The sequence below is a fragment of the Vibrio sp. A11 genome (assembly GCF_013048705.1).
In the GTDB taxonomy this organism is placed as follows: Bacteria; Pseudomonadota; Gammaproteobacteria; order Enterobacterales; family Vibrionaceae; genus Vibrio; species Vibrio metschnikovii.
The window spans coordinates 1-16,448 of record NZ_VHSI01000020.1 but is presented as its reverse complement, the minus strand read 5'-3'; the positions used below and the strand labels follow the sequence as shown (position 1 = coordinate 16,448).

Genomic DNA, 16,448 nt, shown 5'->3' with positions numbered 1-16,448 from the left:
AATTTTGCATGATGAGAGTGATGCTGTTGATATTTCAGGCTTGTAAGGCGTTAAAAGCAATGCAAACTAGACTTGGATTTCATTAATTAATAAAAATATAAACCACATTTTAGGCAAGAAAAGTATCATTTATTCGTAAGAGACTGCGTTATAGAAGTAAATCAGCTACTGATAAGAAATGGACTGTTAAATCTAGATTCAAAGATCTCGAACAGTTTTAGTCAATCAGTCGCACTTATGTAAATTACGATATAAAGCGATAAAAATTATGAGTGAAAAGAAAGCATCTCAATCAAACGTGATTGAAGAGCAAGATAGACCAAACAACTACATATCATCGTTGCTCTATTCTAGGGCTACTGTTTTCTATCCCGCAGCAAAAATCACTGAATCGATGAAAAATAAGCACATCGAAGTTGCTGAATCTGGTGGTACAAATTTTGAAAATCCACTGGGTAAAATTGACATAAAATCGTATGGGAAAAACCTTACTGTAAATTTGCATGGCGATTTTCTTCTGCAACCTCATAGAGACATATTGGAAGCGTTACTGGCGTTTGCAACAACGATCAAACTTTCTGATGAATCTTATCGAAAAGGAAAAAAATTATCTTGGGATGACATTTTCATAACCATTTTCAACGGGAATAACGCAAAAATAAACAACGATTCTTTTGACTCGAAGATTGAAAGTGATGGAGTGGTGCTATCTTCAAGCCTTTACGAGCTGGCGAATAACTTAAATTTAGAGCCCCACCCATCGAATTACAGGATCATCGAAAGACGGCTAAATCAGTTATTGAGCGCATTTCTTCTTGTCGAAGAAAAAGATGAGCATGGAAAATGTATTGATAGAAAAGTGGTTCGGTTTATCCAAGATATAAGATTTGTTCACGATCCGATGAAAAACAAGAGAAAAGGAACCTCACAAAATAAAACCAATCATATTTTTGTTGTTCTCGACCACAGATTACTTGCAGCAATCAGAGATCACGGTTATTTCTTCAGGGCTGAGCAAAGAAAAATATCAAAGTACAAAGAACCCTCTATTCGGAGTTTTCTCAAGTTCATGCTGACAAACAATGTTCAATTTTTGTCAGGAAAAAAACTAGAATGGCTGATTGGACAATACCTTTTATCAATACTAATTGAGCCGTCGAATCCAAGACGAATGAAAAGCAGTTTAAAAAACAACCTCATCAGATATAAGAACCAGATACTTGAAGATTTTGATGTCATGATAAAACAAGATGAATCAAATATTTATCGTATTTATGGTTTTAAAGAGTTTAAGAGGTGAGCAATAATCAAAATGGATCAAAAAATTACAAAATACATAATAAAATGTAGCTCGAATCGAGTTAAGTCTAAATAGTTATAATAATTGGTAACGTGAAAGCGGGCACTTATACGGTCAGAATTTGACTGGCCGTATAAGCTATACAGTCGCCCTAGTTCATTGCATTGATGATTACAATTTCTCGTTCAAGGTTTTCTTTCTCATAGTCTGTTGCCGTAGCGAATTGTGCTTTACGAGCGGCTAATGCTTCGGCTTTTTCTTCTTTAGTATTAAAGCGTAAGCCTTTTACGTTGATAGCAGCAATATTGGTGTTACGGCCATCTTTGCTACTTGGTACATCAATTTTATGACTATTGATCAAGCTTTTTATGATATCGCGCGTTTGTGGATCGATATCTAGACCTTTTAACTTCCAGCGATCCATGGATTTACCGGTATAAACGCCATCTTTTTCTTCTGTTAGGTAGCGAATAGTCATATTTCGTATGGTTCCCATTTCTTCGCCATACGCTTGCTCAGAGTCAAATAGGACAGGAAATTCTTTTCCCTCTAATGCGCCCCCTATTTGGGTTAGATGCCCCATTCGATAGCTATTCATACCTAGCTTTATCTCCGTTGTATCAGTAATTACTTGCCCATCTGAAAAGACTAAATCTGTTATACGTTTTCCTACCGGCTGAGTAAGGTCAATGGTATAAGTGACACCTGAAAAAAAATCATTGGTCGAATATTTTGATGCGCGGCGTTCTGGATTAAAGCTATAAGTCACATCGCCAGGTTTGACTGAATTGAAATAGCCAGCAGCCCATTCCATATATTTACGAAGATCGGCTCCCGTCATTTGATAGACAGTAATCTCGCCGCCAGCATATTGATAGTTGTAGGCGATATCTTTCGCTTTAATCGGGCCTACGTTTAACTCTGCGTTGTCATTATCAATTTGCAGAGCAATCACGTTGGCTTTTGGTGCGTAGAAGAAACTAGCCTCTTGGAACAGTGCACTTATACCAGTATCTTGAATGTGAACTTGCGGGATCCCTCGGATCTCATTTTTAGGAACCAAGTCGACACCTTTTAATTCTGCTATTTCTCGGTTTGCCATTGTACGCAAGCGTTGGTGATAAGGTTGATATAAGGCTTCCATCTCTGGATCCGATGCAGTGCCATTAATCTTATAGGTAAAACTGTCTTTGTTAACCAGTGTGAATTGGCCGTTTTTCTCCACAAACGATAGATCAATACGAGACAGAGCTCGACCGTATTTATCCGGCTCAGTCACGATTACGCCATTGACGATCGCTTTATCAATACGGGTATGCATATGGCCAGCGATAATCGCATCGAGTTCTGGGTTGGCATTAGCGATATCAGTGACCCCGGTATCGGCAATGTCGTTTTCATTATCCAAGCCCATATGGGCAACTAAAATAAGGGCGTCAACGTCATTTTTAAGTGTTTCGACTACTTTTTTTACTTCCAGTGAAGGGTTGGTAAAGGTTACTCCCTCGAGTCGTCCAGTACCTTCGGCAAAGACTTGGGTCATCGGTGTATCCATACCAATCACCCCAATTTTGATACCATTCCGTTCGATGATGGTGTAAGCGGGTAAAAATGGATTTCCGTCAGGTCGTTTGATATTGCCGCCGAGTGATTGCCCTTCAAATTGGTCGAGCGACCGCTGTAAAACATCTAAGCCAAAATCAAACTCGTGGTTGCCGAGTACCCAAACGTCATAATCCATTTGGTTAAAGCCAAGCATCATAGGGCTAGTGGCTTCATCCTTAAACGTTTCGACAAAGTTACCTTGAATTGTGTCACCCGCATCGACCAAAATTACATTTTTGTTGGTGCTACGAATATCCGCTACTTTGGTCGCTATTTGACTTAAGCTTCCGCGCATGTTGAGTTTGTCGGCCGCGTAATCCCATGGCATAAAGTGGCCATGTAAATCTGATGTACCAAGTATGGTCACATTATGGATATCTCCATCAGCGGTGAGAGCGGGGAACGAGAGTGAGAGCATGATCAGACTAGCGAGTGCGTGTTTTTTCATCATAGGTTGCCTGTTTATAAAGTTGGGCGAACCTTAAAAGAAATCATCATGACTTAGAGTGATCAATGTCGTATTTGAAAACATCCTGTATCATTAGTTTACATTTTTATGAGGTGTTGCACGGAGTTCAACAGTATGAGAGGTTGAATAGCGATTATGATCACCTTGATCCCCATTCGAGATACGCTTCTTTAAGATCATTGGTTAGACGAGTGGCTTAAGCAAGATAAGACTAATTAACTTTCTAACCGCTACATCTAATGCACTATAACTTATTTGATGTGTAAATAAGCAACTCGATACTTCGTCTGCTGGTTACCGGTTAGACTATGAGCTGTTTGTGTATGTGCTTGCCGTAGGCAAGCAGGAGAAAATCAAGGTTTCCTCATCTGTCAAAAAGCGAACCTGATATGAAGCGAAGCGGGAATAAAAAACGGTTGCAACAAACGCAGTTTTACTGCGCTATTCAACGCGAGCGTTATGCATTAGGAGGCAATGAGCATTGAGCACTGTCGAGGGTTGGGCTAAGCAAATTGTTGCCAAAGAGCTGGGCGAGATAGTTGAAGTCCATGATGATGGTTCTGAACCTGGAATGTATGATCTTATGATAGGATCAAAGAGCTCTCCTAAATACGCTATTGAATGTGTTGGTGCAGTCGACCCCGTCGCAACTGAAACATGGAATGTTGGCCCACCATTAAGGTTAACTCAGCTGGTGATTGGCAGCTGATGTGATTTAACGCAGAATTATTCAATGCCTTGGATGGTTTGGGAATAACTTCCTTGTGCATGTATCGACCCGCGGGAAGTAGTAACGCTCATTAACTTTCAATTAGCGTAATGGTTAACAACTTGAAAGCAGTTTCATCTCGCATGTTGCGACTACAAAATACGCACCTTACGAGACAGAGTAAAAGCTCCGCCCTATGGTCTCGTTCATACTTTGCTTGCACTGCTGGCGGTGCAACAATTGAAACATTAAAAGCCTATGTAGAGAGTCAATCTACCCTAGATTAAGACGCTATCGCGTCTTACGCCTTATATCCCCGTCCTCATCGGGCGAAGGTTTACGGCGAAATGGCTAAAATGCATAACAAGGCATGCACGGCGACAGCCTCTTCGTTACGGCTTCTCCTCCACTACAAATCTGCGCGTGTTGGCGGCGTTATGATTCACCCAGACTCAGTAAAACATCTTGATATCTCGGTAAAAATTTTCATGCGCGCCTAGGGCGATAAGTTCAAGAGTTACCGTCCCATCTTGATAGCTGTAGCCAAGAAGAGTGAGTTGCTTAACCATTTTGAATTTATAAACACGGAGAAAGGACAAATCTCCTTTTTTCTGCTCGCCTGAAAGTGGATCCTCGATAAGCGCTTTGACCGCATTGTCGAGATCCACTTTCTGATTTTGGTGGAGTTTTTTAACGGTTTTTTTGAATGATGGTGTTTGAAGAACCTGTGTAATATTAGCCAAAGTTGTATGCCTCAAGTTTACCGGCTTCTTTTTCAGCTTTAGCTATAATAGCTTGTCGAACAAATTCATAAGGTAAATCTGGGTTATCTTCCATCATTTCCCCAATTTTAGCCCAGTGTTCAATTTGTTTTGGTGTAGTGCGATTCAATGCTTTAGCCATGATAGCGGCTTTATCTACGAGGTCTTGATCAAGGCGTATGCTAACGGTAGACATAATGTGCTCCTTTATTTAAATCTTTAATAATTGTAGCGTGGCGCTACAAAGGTAGCAAGGTGAATCACAATAAACTCTTCAAGGGGGACAGCTAGCGCGTGGCATTTTTATTATGCGTTGATTTTGGTGGTTACGGTGTTATGCGGAAAGTTGGTAGTAGCGTTGTCAGCCCCTTAAGCGGACGTTAGCTGCTTACAAGTTCGCATGTTCCATTAGCTGTACAAGTTGGTTTTTTAGTCATATACTTGTCTCATTAAACGTACATGTGGAGGTTTTATGAGAATTGTATCTTTTACCGAAGCTAGAAATAGCTTGAAGAGCGTTTTGGATGCTGTTGTTAATGACGCAGATACAACCGTGATCACGCGTCGTGATTCTGAAGATGCCGTTGTTATGTCACTGGATTATTACAATAGCTTAATGGAAACGGTTCATTTACTTCGTTCTCCGGCAAATGCAGAGCACTTACATCGTTCAATTGCTCAATTTAAAGCGGGTAAGGTGAGCCAAAGAGATTTAATCGATGAGTAGTCGTTTATTATCTTGGACTGATGAATCTTGGAATGATTATGTTTATTGGCAGACGCAAGACAAGAAAACACTTAAACGTATAAATAAACTCATCACGGATGTTAAGCGTTCTCCTTTCGAAGGCATAGGTAAACCTGAACCACTAAAAGAAAATTTATCTGGTTTTTGGTCGCGACGAATAGATGATACGAATAGGCTAGTTTATGCGGTTGATGATAGTGCTATCACAATCATTTCTTGCCGTTATCACTATTAATTTAGGCTTTATCGTCAGGCAGCTATACAAACGCTTCAAGAGGGACAGCCAACGCGTGGCATTTTTACTATGCGTTGGTTTTTGTTGTTACGGTGTTATGCGGAAACTTGGTAGTAGCGTTGTCAGCCCCTTAAGCGGGCGTTATATGCCAGTAATCAGAAAGTCGATAGCTGCAATGATCTCATTTCTGAAAGTACTTAGCTCATTGACTGGTTCACGTAAAATCTTGGTCGGGACACTGGCCATTTGGTGAGTTAAAATTACAAAGTCACCTTGATCAATATGGATCACTGGGCATAAATGATTCGGCGCTTTTTTATCCAATAACTCAACGGGTGTTAGCGGAATAACTAATCGAGTATTCAGTGTATCAAGTAACTCACTTTGAACATCAACAAAGTAAGGGTATGCCGTTGAAGTGCTTTTATCGTTATTTTGGTATAGCGAAAATTGTGACATTAGAATACTCGGTAAGAATCGGAAAATAGACCGTGATTTTCAGTAAGTTCATTGCATGCATTAATAGCTTCTGCATTTTGCTCTAGCCATTCAGTTTTAAGGCGTTGTTTTACTTCTTTTTCAAGTGCCTTTTCCATTGTGGCTGAAAGATTAATATTAAGGCGTTTGGCCTCGGCGAGTAACTCACTGTTTAGAGTTAAATTAGTCGCCTTCTTTGGTGCTTGTGTGCTGTATGAGTTTCTCATGCTGCCTCCAGTGCGTATGTAAAGTGCGCATTAAGTATATGCGTGCAAAAGGCATATAACAAGCTGCTCAAGAGGGATTCGCAACGCGTAGCATTTTTGTTATGCATTTGGTTTAGTTTTTACAGTGCTATGCGGTGAGTTGGTAGTTGCGTTGCTCACCCCTTAGCAGGGCGTTATGTGCCACTAAGGTTCATCAGAACAAATCACTATGAGAGCCAATTCTAGCTAATTGGAGTTGGCCATCAAAAATGCGATAAATGAGCACTAGATCTGGTTTAACGTGGCAGTCACGGAATCCAACCCATCAGCCAGTTAGAGGATGATCAACATTTTTAGGGTCGAGTTTTTCGACTCTTTGCAGCTTTGATATGATGTTGCCGACTTCAATGATGTTCGAAATCGGCATTTTTGTGATTTTTTGAAGTCTTTTTTGAATTGTGTTGAGTATTCTAAGCTATACATTCTTCACTTTGCCTTCAGTTAGCTCAGTAAGCATAGCGTCAACAGATTCTGCTTTATGCCCATGACCTTGAACGAGTTCATTCATTGCAGAACTCGTTGTTTCATTTGGTTGAGGCACACGTAAGTCAAATGGAATACCACCATGATTAATCACGGCTTTTGCAAAAATTTTAATAGCTTGTGATGTACTAAGACCCATTTCGTCACAGATGCTAGTAAAAGCAACTTTGGTCTCATGGTCTATACGAGTACTTAGCATTTCTGTTCTCATAACAGCACCTTTAGTTGTACAATGTATTACATAGTTAAACGTTAGTATAATGGCCATACAAACGCTTCAAGAGGGACTTCCAACGCGTGGCATTTTTACTGTGCGTTGATTTCGGTGGTTTCAGTGTTATGCGTACACTTTGCTTATGAAAAGTGTATTTTTTGAATCAACCATATTTGAAAAGTACCGAAATGAACACCTCAGTGACGAGGAGTTTCGACTATTCCAAGCTGAACTAATGTCGAACCCAAAGCAAGGTGACGTAATTCAAGGTACAGGTGGTTTGCGAAAGATTCGAGTAGCAAGTAAAGGTAAGGAAAAACGTGGTGGTTCACGTGTTATCTATTACTTCCTCGATGAAAAGCGTCGCTTCTATTTGCTGACGATTTTTGACAAAAATGAAATGTCAGACTTAACCGCAGATCAAAAGAAACAGTTAAAGGCTTTTATGGAGGCGTGGCGCAATGAGAAATCGTGACCTATTTGCAGAATTAAGTTCAGCACTTGTTGAAGCTAAAGAGCACTCAGAGGGTAAATTAACTCTGAAAACTCACCAAATTAATGAAATTAGCGAGTTAAATATCTCGCCTGACGAAATTGTTAGTATTCGTGAACAGTTCAATATGTCTCGTGGCGTATTTGCTCGTTTGCTACATACATCATCACGTACATTAGAGAACTGGGAACAGGGGCGAAACGCACCAAATGGGCAAGCTGTCACCCTTTTAAAATTGGTACAGCGCCATCCAGAAACTCTGTCTCACATCGCAGAGCTATAACAAAGCATTTAAGAATGATTCGCAACGCTTGGCGGTTTCGCTTCGCTCAAGTATAGGCAAGCGCCGTCCACACCTTAACGCGGCCCTGGCGGATCCCCTCATAATTCGCCCAACCTGCAAGTATGGGTGAGGCGCTGATATTCCAACATCGCCCAGTGATATTGGGATTCTTTTATCCGATATCGTCGATGGCTTCGCACCTCTTTTCCTAGCCTTGGGATTGATAAAACACTTCGATGCTTGATGGTGTTGGCTTGGAAGTCATATTGCCATTTGGCTTGTATCGCGATTAAGCCATTCCACCACATTATGATTTCGGCCATCAATGCCATAAGCAACAAGATATCAATACGCTTAGTACAACGTGTCCGATTATGACGTAACGCTAATCCGTAAGCGGGGCTTTTCAAATCTCGGAACGACTCTTCAATTTGCATCCTTTTCGCGTACAAACGGGTGATTTTAACGCCATTAAGTACAGAGTTCGGGATGTTTGTGACCAGAAACCAAGGCTCTTTTTCGCCTTTATGGAACACTTTTCCGGCAGGTTCGACTGTGTCGATGCGCTTTTCTGCGTTTAGGGTGACTCTTATATAAGTAAGCAAAACACTTAATCGAGACTTCGCCACGTACGCGACCAAGCCAGAACCAACCTTTGCTGGCGACTTGCCTTAACCATGTATTTCTAAAGCCAGTGTCAGAGACAATGATAGGCGTGCAGCCTTGGGGTAGTAGAATAGATTGAAGCTTATCGAGAAAGTGCTGATGGCTTGTTGGCGAGTTGTAGTTTTTGTACTCAAATACCTGCTCATAAAGCGTGACAGCGCGACCTTTAACGGATACCGAAGCGCGTAATTGTCATATAGCGCAGTTGCTCACGAACATCTGACCAATCAACCAACACAACAGGAAAAGGATTGGCGCGAGTAATAAAGGACGCATGCCATTTATATATGGACTCTTTTTCACGGTGTAGATTGCGATTACCAAGTAATCGGTCGATACGTTTGATGGCATGCTTCACCGTGGTATCGGTGTCGAGAGCGCGTCCAATTTTGGTGAGGGTGAGATCAGAGCCATCCAGTACCGTTCTTGTTGCAAGCATCAGAGATCTAAGTCGTTTTTTGTGAATGTCAGGGCATTGGTTTTCGAGTGCTTGCTGTAGAATTTGAACATCGCGCATCGTAGGGGTTCCCTATTAAATCCATTTAATCCGGTGTGTTTTTGGCGAAATTCATTAGATCAGAATGAGCGATGCGCGTCTAATCATTGTTTTATATGGAAATTATGGTGGGGTCGTAAGAACCGGGCGTTATGAGCCAAAGTTCGGATTAACATCCATGCTCTTATGTAAAATACGGACGACTCTAATCTGTTGGCTGCCCGTTTGCTGATAAAAAATCACATGGCTACCTTGAGGAAATTTACGGTAACCATCTCGAATGTCATCACATGATTTGCCGATGTCGGGATTTTCAGCCAAAAGCCAAAATGAATCGTCAAATTGCTTTAAGTAGATGTTTCTCTGCTCTTTGCCCCAACGGCGTTGAGTAAATAAAGCAATATCACGCAAATCGGTTTTGGCTGCAGTTGTAAGATTAAATGGTTTCATCGATTAGTTTCACCATCAAGTTCATGGATGAAACTATCAAGGTCATAATCAGCGTCACCACTTTGTTCACCTTCAACAAGTAGTTGACGGAGAGTCTGCAGTTTAGTCTCTTGGTTTTCGAGTAAACGCAAAGCCGAACGAATAACTTCACTTGCAGAGCCATAACGCCCACTTTGAATTTGGTGTGTGATAAAACCATCAAAGTGTTCACCAAGGGTAATACTTGTGTTCTTAGCCATAAATTTCATCCCCAAAGTACCAATAAATACCTAATTATGGTATTAAATAGCTTTCAAGGCAAGGCGTATAACAAACACTTCAATATGGACAGCCAACGTGTGGCATTTTTTACTATACGTTGGTTTTTTGTGATTACAGAGCAATGCGATTAGTTGGTAGTGAAGTTGCCTCCCTCCCCTAAAATTAAGAGACTTTTTGCCGACTTTGGTAAAAAACTAATAGTGTTATATAATTATATTTATATAACACTATCGGGCACGGTTTATCATGGCGGACTCCTCTAAACAGATAGTAAAATTGCAAAGTCAAGTGACACTGTCACAATTAAAATCTCAAGAAGATGTCGGTAACAAGTGGCAAGAAAGTAAAAGAAAACTAAAAAGATTTAAGGTTGAGTTTCCAGATCTATCGAACAGTTTTGATCCAGACTGGCATGAATTACCGAAAGCACTATTTAACTTGAAAAGCTTCGACGAAGATAGAGGCGGTTACAGTATTAATACTTTAAGGATGCTTTCTTTTGTTGTTGGGAAGTGGGACAAATATTGCAAAAATGCATCGGTTTACAGTTTTCCAATCAGTGAGCACATCTTTCTAAATTGGCTCAAGGAACTAAAGTTAAATTTAGATATAAAAATTAATACCTTGAAGCAATATCGAGCCCAGATTAGTTTGTTTCTTAACATTATGGGGGCTCAAGATGTCACTAAAAAACCTATTGTAAAAAACTTTTTCAATTCTTTAGCGAAAGATGAAGTTGAATTAACCGGGTCTCAATTAATCGAGCTACAAGCTAAACCTTTTAGAAAGCATCATTTGACATCACTTATGTCAATATGGAGTAATGAGCAAAACGTAATCCAATACCGAGATCTAACGGTTTTAACCGTGGCCTATGGAACAATGTTAAGAGAAGCAGAAATAGGTGCCATTAGAAAAAAACACATCAAAATATTAACCAATGGTGATGTAAATATTGAGCGTGTTACATCAAAAACGTCAATTAACCCAGAACCGAAACGCTTAACGGGAAAGTTTTCTTTCATCTTAAGACGTTATTTAGAACTATATTGTCATAGCTTAGATGACGACAACTATATCTTCAGCTGGTTAACTAAAAACGGCTTAAGACCCGTTGAATATAGAGAAACACCTATGTCAGGTATGACAATTGATAGAATTTATCGCCGTGCACACGATGCGCTGGGTGAAAGGTGTGACGGCGTCACTTTTGGGGCTGTACAAAGAAAGAAATGGAGCGGTCATTCGAGTCGAGTAGGCGCTTTACAAGATGGTTATTTGGCGGGAATGAATTTAACTCAATTGATCCAGCTAGGGGACTGGAAAAGCAATGAAATGGTCTTGCGCTATTTAAGAGGTTTAAATAATGATCAGAGCCCTAACTTACTCTTGCAAGATTGAGTAAAAAGGATGCATGAGTTGATGAGATAATAACTTATTTAAATAAACGAGTTATAGTGCATCAGGGCGCGTTAAGTTGATTTCGAGGTAGTTTTACCAAATTTCGTGACTACTCACCGCCTCTATCTTAGCTAATGTTCGATAGCATCGAGAGTTCGAGAAACTTTGTGTTGAAAATCAGCACAAGCATTATTTACCCTGTGATTAGTTTCAATCTTTATTGCCAAAATATTACTAATATCATTGTCGCACGCGGTAAAACTTTCATTCTTTATTGAGTCTGGTGCAAAGAGAACGATCCGTTGCGTTGTCGTGGAGTTAAATGGGCATGTGAATTACTTGCTTGAAATTGATGTCACAGGGCTGAATAAATGGATTTCTACCAAATGCTTGCGACAGATTGATACTCGTAACTGGAAAGAGCAGTTTTCTTGAATTAAAAAAGGCGTGGTAACAAAGTCTCTTGGATGGCCAACACAAGAAATGGATGCCATGTTTGGCTTCAAAAAGCATATTGGTATATCTCACCCTAAGTCAGTAGAGGGGCACCCGACAGGTATTCCAACTGAATCTATCTTAGACTGGGCTGGGAGGGTTGCTGAGAAACTCTAGTGTTTTTAGCTATGTGGTTAAGTGATTCGTGGCACTATCTGAATCCGAAGTGCCCCCAAATCATTTAGAGTTCATTACATTATTGTAATTAGCTCCCAATTTATTACTCATCAATAACATACCTCTTAAATTTTTTCTCAATATGCTTGACCTATGTCTAACACATAGGTTTTAAGCTACAACTAATACACATTGGTAACGAATTGGAGATAGTTATGAGTTGTTGTAACAAAGCCCCAAACGGTGGGAGCAGTGACCCTAAGTTGTTACTTAAACTGTTTATTGGGTTGTTTGTGATTATATTTTTAGTCGCATTTATTTTTGGCTAGCAACATAAAACGAATAAAGTTTCATGTGCGTTAAACCTTCAGAGGCATGGATTATGTTGACAACTGAAATTGCGAGAGCAGCAGGTGTGACTGCTGAAACAGTCAGGTTTTACACTAGAAAGGGCCTTCTTTATGCAGAGCGAGACCCCAACAATGGCTACAAGATGTACCAGCAAAGTGCGGTTAATCGCCTGAAGTTCATTTCTCATGCGCGATCTATTGGTTTTAGCCTTAGCCAGATTCAAGAAATCATTGATTACTCCGAGCAAGGGCTGACTCCTTGCCCAGCTGTGAGGCAAATGCTGACTGATAAAATCGTAGAAACCAAGCAAAAGATCGAAGAGCACCAACGCCATTTAGCCATGATGGAAGCAACTTACGCAGAGTGGAATGAAAAACCGGATATGGAGCCCAACGGCAACGCATTATGTTGCTTAATCGAGGACTGGTCTGAGAAGCACCATCAAGTATTACCCGAGGAAAACTAACATGAACACAACACAGTATTCTCTAGCACTTTCCGGCATTAACTGTGGCCGATGTGTCGCTAAAATTGTAGATGGGTTACGTGAAAGAGACCCTGATGTATCTTTCACTATTAATGATACGAAAAACAGAGCAGAGCTCACAACCACGTTGCTGCCAGAAAGCGCGATAGAAGTCCTTGCAAAGTTAGGTTATGCGGCTTCAATACCTACGCAACAAGAGTACCGTACATCATTATCTAATGTTACTTGCCAACACTGTGTGGGTAAAATCACTCAAGCGATAGGTGCATTGGATGGTGCTGCTCAAGTGGTTGTTGATTTAGAAAATCAAACATTGGTTGTGAATAGCAGTTTGAACGGCAATGACATTGAAAGCGTATTAGTCGAACTGGGTTATAGCGGTATGACTGATGACACGCAACCACAAACTACGGATGTAATTAAATCGAACAAAGTGAAAACAACACAGGCGTTGGATGTCAGTATCGAGCTGTCATTAATCGGTGTCACTTGCGCAAGTTGTGTTAACACGATTGAAGGTGCTCTTATATCGGTGTCAGGTGTCGACTCTGTTGACGTGAACTTTGCGAATCGAACGGCGACCGTGGTTTCAAGTCAGCCTGCCAGCGTACTAATTGAGGCGATACAAGGCGCAGGATATGACGCAGAAGAAATTGTCGATCAGGCGTTAGCAAGTGACCTCAAAGAAGAGCGTGAATCTGAGGAGTATCGCTTTAAAGTAAAACAAAGCGTTATTGGTCTTGGTCTCGGAGTACCGTTGATGGTGTACGGTCTGTTCGGCGGACCAATGAATGTCAATACGCAATCTGAGCAGTTACTATGGTTGGCCTTAGGTTTAGTGACATTTTTCATTTTAGTCCGTGCGGGCAAGCACTTTTTTACTGGAGCTTGGAAGGCCTTTCTGAACCGTAATGCGAACATGGACACATTAATAGCGCTGGGAACGGGTACCGCTTGGCTCTATTCAATGGTGGTCGTTGTCGGGCCGCAGTGGCTTCCGGAAAGTGCAAGGCACCTCTACTTTGAAGCTACAGCCATGATCATTGGTTTAATCAATTTAGGACAGGCGCTTGAGTTAAAGGCTCGAGGCAGAACTTCGCAGGCTATCAAGCGTTTGCTTGATTTGAGAGTCAAAACTGCCATGGTGATTCGTGACGGCAAGGAGATGTCTTTATCGATTGAACAAGTTATCACAGGCGACTTGATTCGGGTTAGAGCCGGTGAAAAAGTCCCGGTTGATGGTGTGATTACAGAGGGCGAGACAACGATTGATGAGTCTATGCTCACTGGAGAGCCAATTCCTGTTGTTAAACAAGTGGGCAGCTCAGTGTCTGCAGGGACGATTAATGACCACGGAAGTTTCGTTTTTGAGGCGCAGAAAGTGGGCAGTGATACCGTTCTTGCTCAGATCATCAGCATGGTGTCGAACGCGCAAAACTCAAAGCCACCAATCAGCCATCTAGCCGATAAAGTGTCTTCAGTGTTTGTACCAACCGTGATGATTCTATCGATTCTGACAGCGCTGGTTTGGTATAACTTTGGCCCTCAACCTTCCTTAGTCTATATGATAGTGGCAGCTACCTCGGTGTTGATCATCGCATGCCCTTGTGCACTTGGTCTAGCAACGCCGATTTCTACTATGATCGGTGTCGGTAAGGCAGCCGAGTTTGGCGGGCTAATCCGAAATGGAGAAGCGTTACAAAGAGCCAGTGAGTTGGATGTCGTCGTACTGGATAAAACCGGTACGATTACTCAAGGTAAACCTGAAGTAACAAATTTTGTCTCGTTGTCAGATGATTCAGAGTTTCTGCCTCTGGTCAATGCTTTGGAGAAAGGATCTAACCATCCGCTAGCTAAAGCGTTAATCGCATTTACTCAAAGTGAGGTGCGTGATGAAGCGCGCTTACCAGAAGTGTCAGATTTCGAGTCATTAACCGGACTTGGTGTTCAGGCTCAGTATGCGGGTCAACGCGTGTTGCTTGGCAATCGCAAGCTGATGAAACAGTTTAACGTCAATGTTGAATTGGTTACAGAGCATGCATTGCAGTGGGAGCAAGAAGCCACCACAGTGGTGTATTTTGCGATAGGCGCTCAAGTGCAAGCGCTGTTCGGTATCAGTGACCCGATTCGAGATGATGCTCGAAGTGCGATAAATCGTTTTCATCAGCAAGGCATTCATGTCGTGATGCTAACGGGGGATAACCACAATACAGCGAAGGCGGTGGCATCACTCGCGAATGTTGATGAATATCATGCGGAATTGATGCCTGAGGATAAGCTTGACTGGATTAAACAGTTGCAAGCGAAAGGGCATGTTGTCGGCATGGTCGGTGATGGTATCAATGATGCGCCAGCACTTGCTCAATCAGACGTTGGTTTTGCTATTGGCAGTGGTACGGATGTCGCGATTGAAAGTGCCGATATTACCTTGATGCGCAGCTCACTCCACGGTATCTCAGATGTGATTGGGATCAGTACTGCCACAATGAAAAACATTAAGCAGAACTTGTGGGGGGCGTTTATCTATAACAGCTTGGGTATTCCTGTGGCAGCAGGGCTTCTGTTTCCGTTCACGGGTTGGCTATTAAGTCCGATCATCGCTGGGGCTGCGATGTCACTGTCCTCTGTTACTGTTGTAACCAATGCTAATCGCTTGCGCTTTTATACACCAGCTTCAGCCTCTACAACCAATGAGGAGTAATACTATGTTAGTCAATATATTAGGTCTTACAGCAATCGTGTTTATAGTCTGGTGGTTTTGGGGTAAGAAAAACGGCTAAGGTGACAAAATTGTCATGAACCCCTCCCCACTCCTGATCTAAGCGTTGCGATAAACTGAGTCTCAGTTAAACGAGTTAAAGTTATTTTGGAGAGCAAGAGAATGAAAAGCAAAAAATCAGATTGTCACAAGAATGGTCATCATAAAGGTCATGGATGGATGATGGTTCTATGCGCGTTATTAATGGTGGGTATTCCATTATTTATTCTCTCTTCTAGCCAAGAGATATTTAGTTGGGCATACCTTAGTAGTGCGATTGTTCCATTAATCATCTGTTTAGCTATGCATGGTTTAATGATGAAGATGATGATGCCAAGTGAAAAGAAAGACTCCGAAGCCAACGAGCAATCGGTGGAAAAAATTGAAAACAATCAACAGTTCAAAGCATAAGTAAGGGTTAGGTGATGTTATGAAAAAGTTATATGTATCAGTGTTATTTAGTGGTCTAGTTGCGATGCCGGTGTTAGCAACAAGTTCCATCGATGATCAGCATCGACATCACAATGTCGCGCAAAATGAGAAAGTGCATGTTAAGCAATCTCACGCGGATAAGATGAAGGATCACGATAGGATGATAGAACACATGCAAATGATGCAAAGCATGAACATGGAAGACATGCCAGAAGAGTGCAAAAAAATGATGAGTAGCTGAACCAATGAAATACTCGTAATCAGAAAAAGAGCTCCCCTTTACTTTTTCTAGTAAAAAAGAGCCGCCTCAGCTAACTGGGCGGCTCTTTATCGTTTATTGCCACAGGATTCATCGCAATTACAAAGAAGTGGACCCCAACGGTTGGACACATAAGCTCATTTCTTAAGTGGTTGACCCAGCTCATGCTGCGTATCTTTGCCTACCGAAGTAGGCCTCATCAGGAGTGAGGTTATTGAGTCCTTGATGGTTA

At 41.4% G+C, this 16,448-nt stretch carries 19 protein-coding genes and 4 pseudogenes; 13 read left to right on the top strand and 10 right to left on the bottom strand.

What is annotated here, in order from left to right:
• Positions 1-268 precede the first annotated feature (268 nt).
• A complete protein-coding gene (locus FKQ60_RS15640; protein WP_170906722.1) occupies positions 269-1,300 on the top strand; it encodes a DNA mismatch repair protein in 1,032 nt (343 codons plus the stop codon).
• 151 nt (positions 1,301-1,451) lie between these two features.
• Here FKQ60_RS15640 and FKQ60_RS15635 read toward each other — a convergent pair whose 3' ends face one another.
• Entirely contained in the window at positions 1,452-3,353 is a 1,902-nt protein-coding gene (locus FKQ60_RS15635; protein ID WP_170906736.1) for a bifunctional UDP-sugar hydrolase/5'-nucleotidase, read from the bottom strand.
• Positions 3,354-3,855: 502 nt separating this feature from the next.
• Between FKQ60_RS15635 and FKQ60_RS15630 the strand changes: the two genes are divergently transcribed.
• Positions 3,856-4,083, top strand: a complete 228-nt coding sequence (locus tag FKQ60_RS15630; RefSeq protein ID WP_170905707.1) for a hypothetical protein — start codon at positions 3,856-3,858, stop codon at positions 4,081-4,083.
• Positions 4,084-4,178: 95 nt separating this feature from the next.
• Positions 4,179-4,370: pseudogene (locus FKQ60_RS15625) on the top strand (transposase); the annotation flags it as partial.
• Between the two features lie 165 nt (positions 4,371-4,535).
• Here FKQ60_RS15625 and FKQ60_RS15620 read toward each other — a convergent pair.
• Positions 4,536-4,826: a type II toxin-antitoxin system RelE/ParE family toxin gene (locus tag FKQ60_RS15620; protein ID WP_170906721.1), complete on the bottom strand. Its 291-nt coding sequence runs from the start codon at positions 4,824-4,826 to the stop codon at positions 4,536-4,538.
• On the bottom strand, positions 4,819-5,040 hold the full coding sequence (locus tag FKQ60_RS15615; protein WP_170906720.1) for a hypothetical protein: 222 nt from the start codon (positions 5,038-5,040) through the stop codon (positions 4,819-4,821). Before FKQ60_RS15615 ends, FKQ60_RS15620 begins: the two co-directional genes overlap by 8 nt.
• A 276-nt stretch (positions 5,041-5,316) precedes the next feature.
• On the opposite strand from FKQ60_RS15615, the gene FKQ60_RS15605 reads away from it, so the two are divergent.
• Both FKQ60_RS15605 and FKQ60_RS15600 read left to right on the top strand, forming a co-directional pair.
• Positions 5,317-5,571, top strand: a complete 255-nt coding sequence (locus FKQ60_RS15605) for a type II toxin-antitoxin system prevent-host-death family antitoxin (protein WP_009836585.1) — start codon at positions 5,317-5,319, stop codon at positions 5,569-5,571.
• Positions 5,564-5,827 carry a Txe/YoeB family addiction module toxin gene (locus tag FKQ60_RS15600; protein ID WP_010318499.1) on the top strand — a complete coding sequence of 88 codons (264 nt, stop codon included), beginning with the start codon at positions 5,564-5,566 and terminating at the stop codon, positions 5,825-5,827. The genes FKQ60_RS15605 and FKQ60_RS15600 overlap by 8 nt, the downstream gene beginning before the upstream one ends.
• A 141-nt stretch (positions 5,828-5,968) precedes the next feature.
• Here the strand turns inward: FKQ60_RS15600 and FKQ60_RS15590 are convergent, their stop codons facing one another.
• The 4 genes and pseudogenes from FKQ60_RS15590 to FKQ60_RS15570 form a co-directional block, all read right to left on the bottom strand.
• Complete coding sequence (locus tag FKQ60_RS15590; RefSeq protein WP_154116302.1) at positions 5,969-6,286, bottom strand: CcdB family protein; 318 nt, start codon at positions 6,284-6,286, stop codon at positions 5,969-5,971.
• A complete protein-coding gene (locus FKQ60_RS15585) occupies positions 6,286-6,531 on the bottom strand; it encodes a type II toxin-antitoxin system CcdA family antitoxin (protein ID WP_099609954.1) in 246 nt (81 codons plus the stop codon). The genes FKQ60_RS15590 and FKQ60_RS15585 overlap by 1 nt, the downstream gene beginning before the upstream one ends.
• 193 nt (positions 6,532-6,724) lie before the next feature.
• Positions 6,725-6,993, bottom strand: a pseudogene (locus FKQ60_RS15575) (type II toxin-antitoxin system YafQ family toxin).
• Positions 6,986-7,264: a type II toxin-antitoxin system RelB/DinJ family antitoxin gene (locus FKQ60_RS15570; RefSeq protein ID WP_170906719.1), complete on the bottom strand. Its 279-nt coding sequence runs from the start codon at positions 7,262-7,264 to the stop codon at positions 6,986-6,988. Before FKQ60_RS15570 ends, FKQ60_RS15575 begins: the two are co-directional and overlap by 8 nt.
• A gap of 145 nt (positions 7,265-7,409) precedes the next feature.
• On the opposite strand from FKQ60_RS15570, the gene FKQ60_RS15565 reads away from it, so the two are divergent.
• Together FKQ60_RS15565 and FKQ60_RS15560 are read left to right on the top strand one after the other, a co-directional pair.
• Positions 7,410-7,742 (top strand): type II toxin-antitoxin system RelE/ParE family toxin, encoded by a 333-nt coding sequence (locus FKQ60_RS15565; RefSeq protein ID WP_170906718.1) that lies wholly within the window; start codon positions 7,410-7,412, stop codon positions 7,740-7,742.
• A complete protein-coding gene (locus FKQ60_RS15560; protein WP_170905671.1) occupies positions 7,729-8,043 on the top strand; it encodes a DNA-binding transcriptional regulator in 315 nt (104 codons plus the stop codon). The genes FKQ60_RS15565 and FKQ60_RS15560 overlap by 14 nt, the downstream gene beginning before the upstream one ends.
• A gap of 98 nt (positions 8,044-8,141) precedes the next feature.
• Here FKQ60_RS15560 and FKQ60_RS15555 read toward each other — a convergent pair.
• The 3 genes and pseudogenes from FKQ60_RS15555 to FKQ60_RS15545 all read right to left on the bottom strand — a co-directional run bounded on the left by FKQ60_RS15555 (position 8,142) and on the right by FKQ60_RS15545 (position 9,894).
• A pseudogene (locus FKQ60_RS15555) lies at positions 8,142-9,226 on the bottom strand (IS4 family transposase).
• A gap of 129 nt (positions 9,227-9,355) precedes the next feature.
• Complete coding sequence (locus FKQ60_RS15550) at positions 9,356-9,655, bottom strand: type II toxin-antitoxin system RelE/ParE family toxin (protein WP_170906717.1); 300 nt, start codon at positions 9,653-9,655, stop codon at positions 9,356-9,358.
• Complete coding sequence (locus tag FKQ60_RS15545; protein ID WP_170905669.1) at positions 9,652-9,894, bottom strand: type II toxin-antitoxin system ParD family antitoxin; 243 nt, start codon at positions 9,892-9,894, stop codon at positions 9,652-9,654. The genes FKQ60_RS15550 and FKQ60_RS15545 overlap by 4 nt, the downstream gene beginning before the upstream one ends.
• A gap of 268 nt (positions 9,895-10,162) precedes the next feature.
• On the opposite strand from FKQ60_RS15545, the gene FKQ60_RS15540 reads away from it, so the two are divergent.
• The 6 genes and pseudogenes from FKQ60_RS15540 (at position 10,163) to FKQ60_RS15515 (ending at position 16,198) form a co-directional block, all read left to right on the top strand.
• A complete protein-coding gene (locus tag FKQ60_RS15540; protein WP_170905668.1) occupies positions 10,163-11,317 on the top strand; it encodes a tyrosine-type recombinase/integrase in 1,155 nt (384 codons plus the stop codon).
• Positions 11,318-11,560: 243 nt separating this feature from the next.
• Positions 11,561-11,929, top strand: a pseudogene (locus FKQ60_RS15535) (Tn7-like element transposition protein TnsE).
• A 382-nt stretch (positions 11,930-12,311) separates the two neighbouring features.
• The gene (locus FKQ60_RS15530; RefSeq protein WP_226982816.1) at positions 12,312-12,746 is read left to right on the top strand and encodes a MerR family transcriptional regulator; all 435 of its coding nucleotides are present in this window, start codon (positions 12,312-12,314) and stop codon (positions 12,744-12,746) included.
• Between the two features lies 1 nt (position 12,747).
• The gene (locus FKQ60_RS15525) at positions 12,748-15,468 is read left to right on the top strand and encodes a heavy metal translocating P-type ATPase (RefSeq protein WP_170905667.1); all 2,721 of its coding nucleotides are present in this window, start codon (positions 12,748-12,750) and stop codon (positions 15,466-15,468) included.
• A gap of 180 nt (positions 15,469-15,648) precedes the next feature.
• On the top strand, positions 15,649-15,936 hold the full coding sequence (locus tag FKQ60_RS15520) for a hypothetical protein (RefSeq protein WP_074373098.1): 288 nt from the start codon (positions 15,649-15,651) through the stop codon (positions 15,934-15,936).
• 19 nt (positions 15,937-15,955) lie between these two features.
• Entirely contained in the window at positions 15,956-16,198 is a 243-nt protein-coding gene (locus FKQ60_RS15515) for a hypothetical protein (protein WP_074373097.1), read from the top strand.
• Positions 16,199-16,448 lie beyond the last annotated feature (250 nt).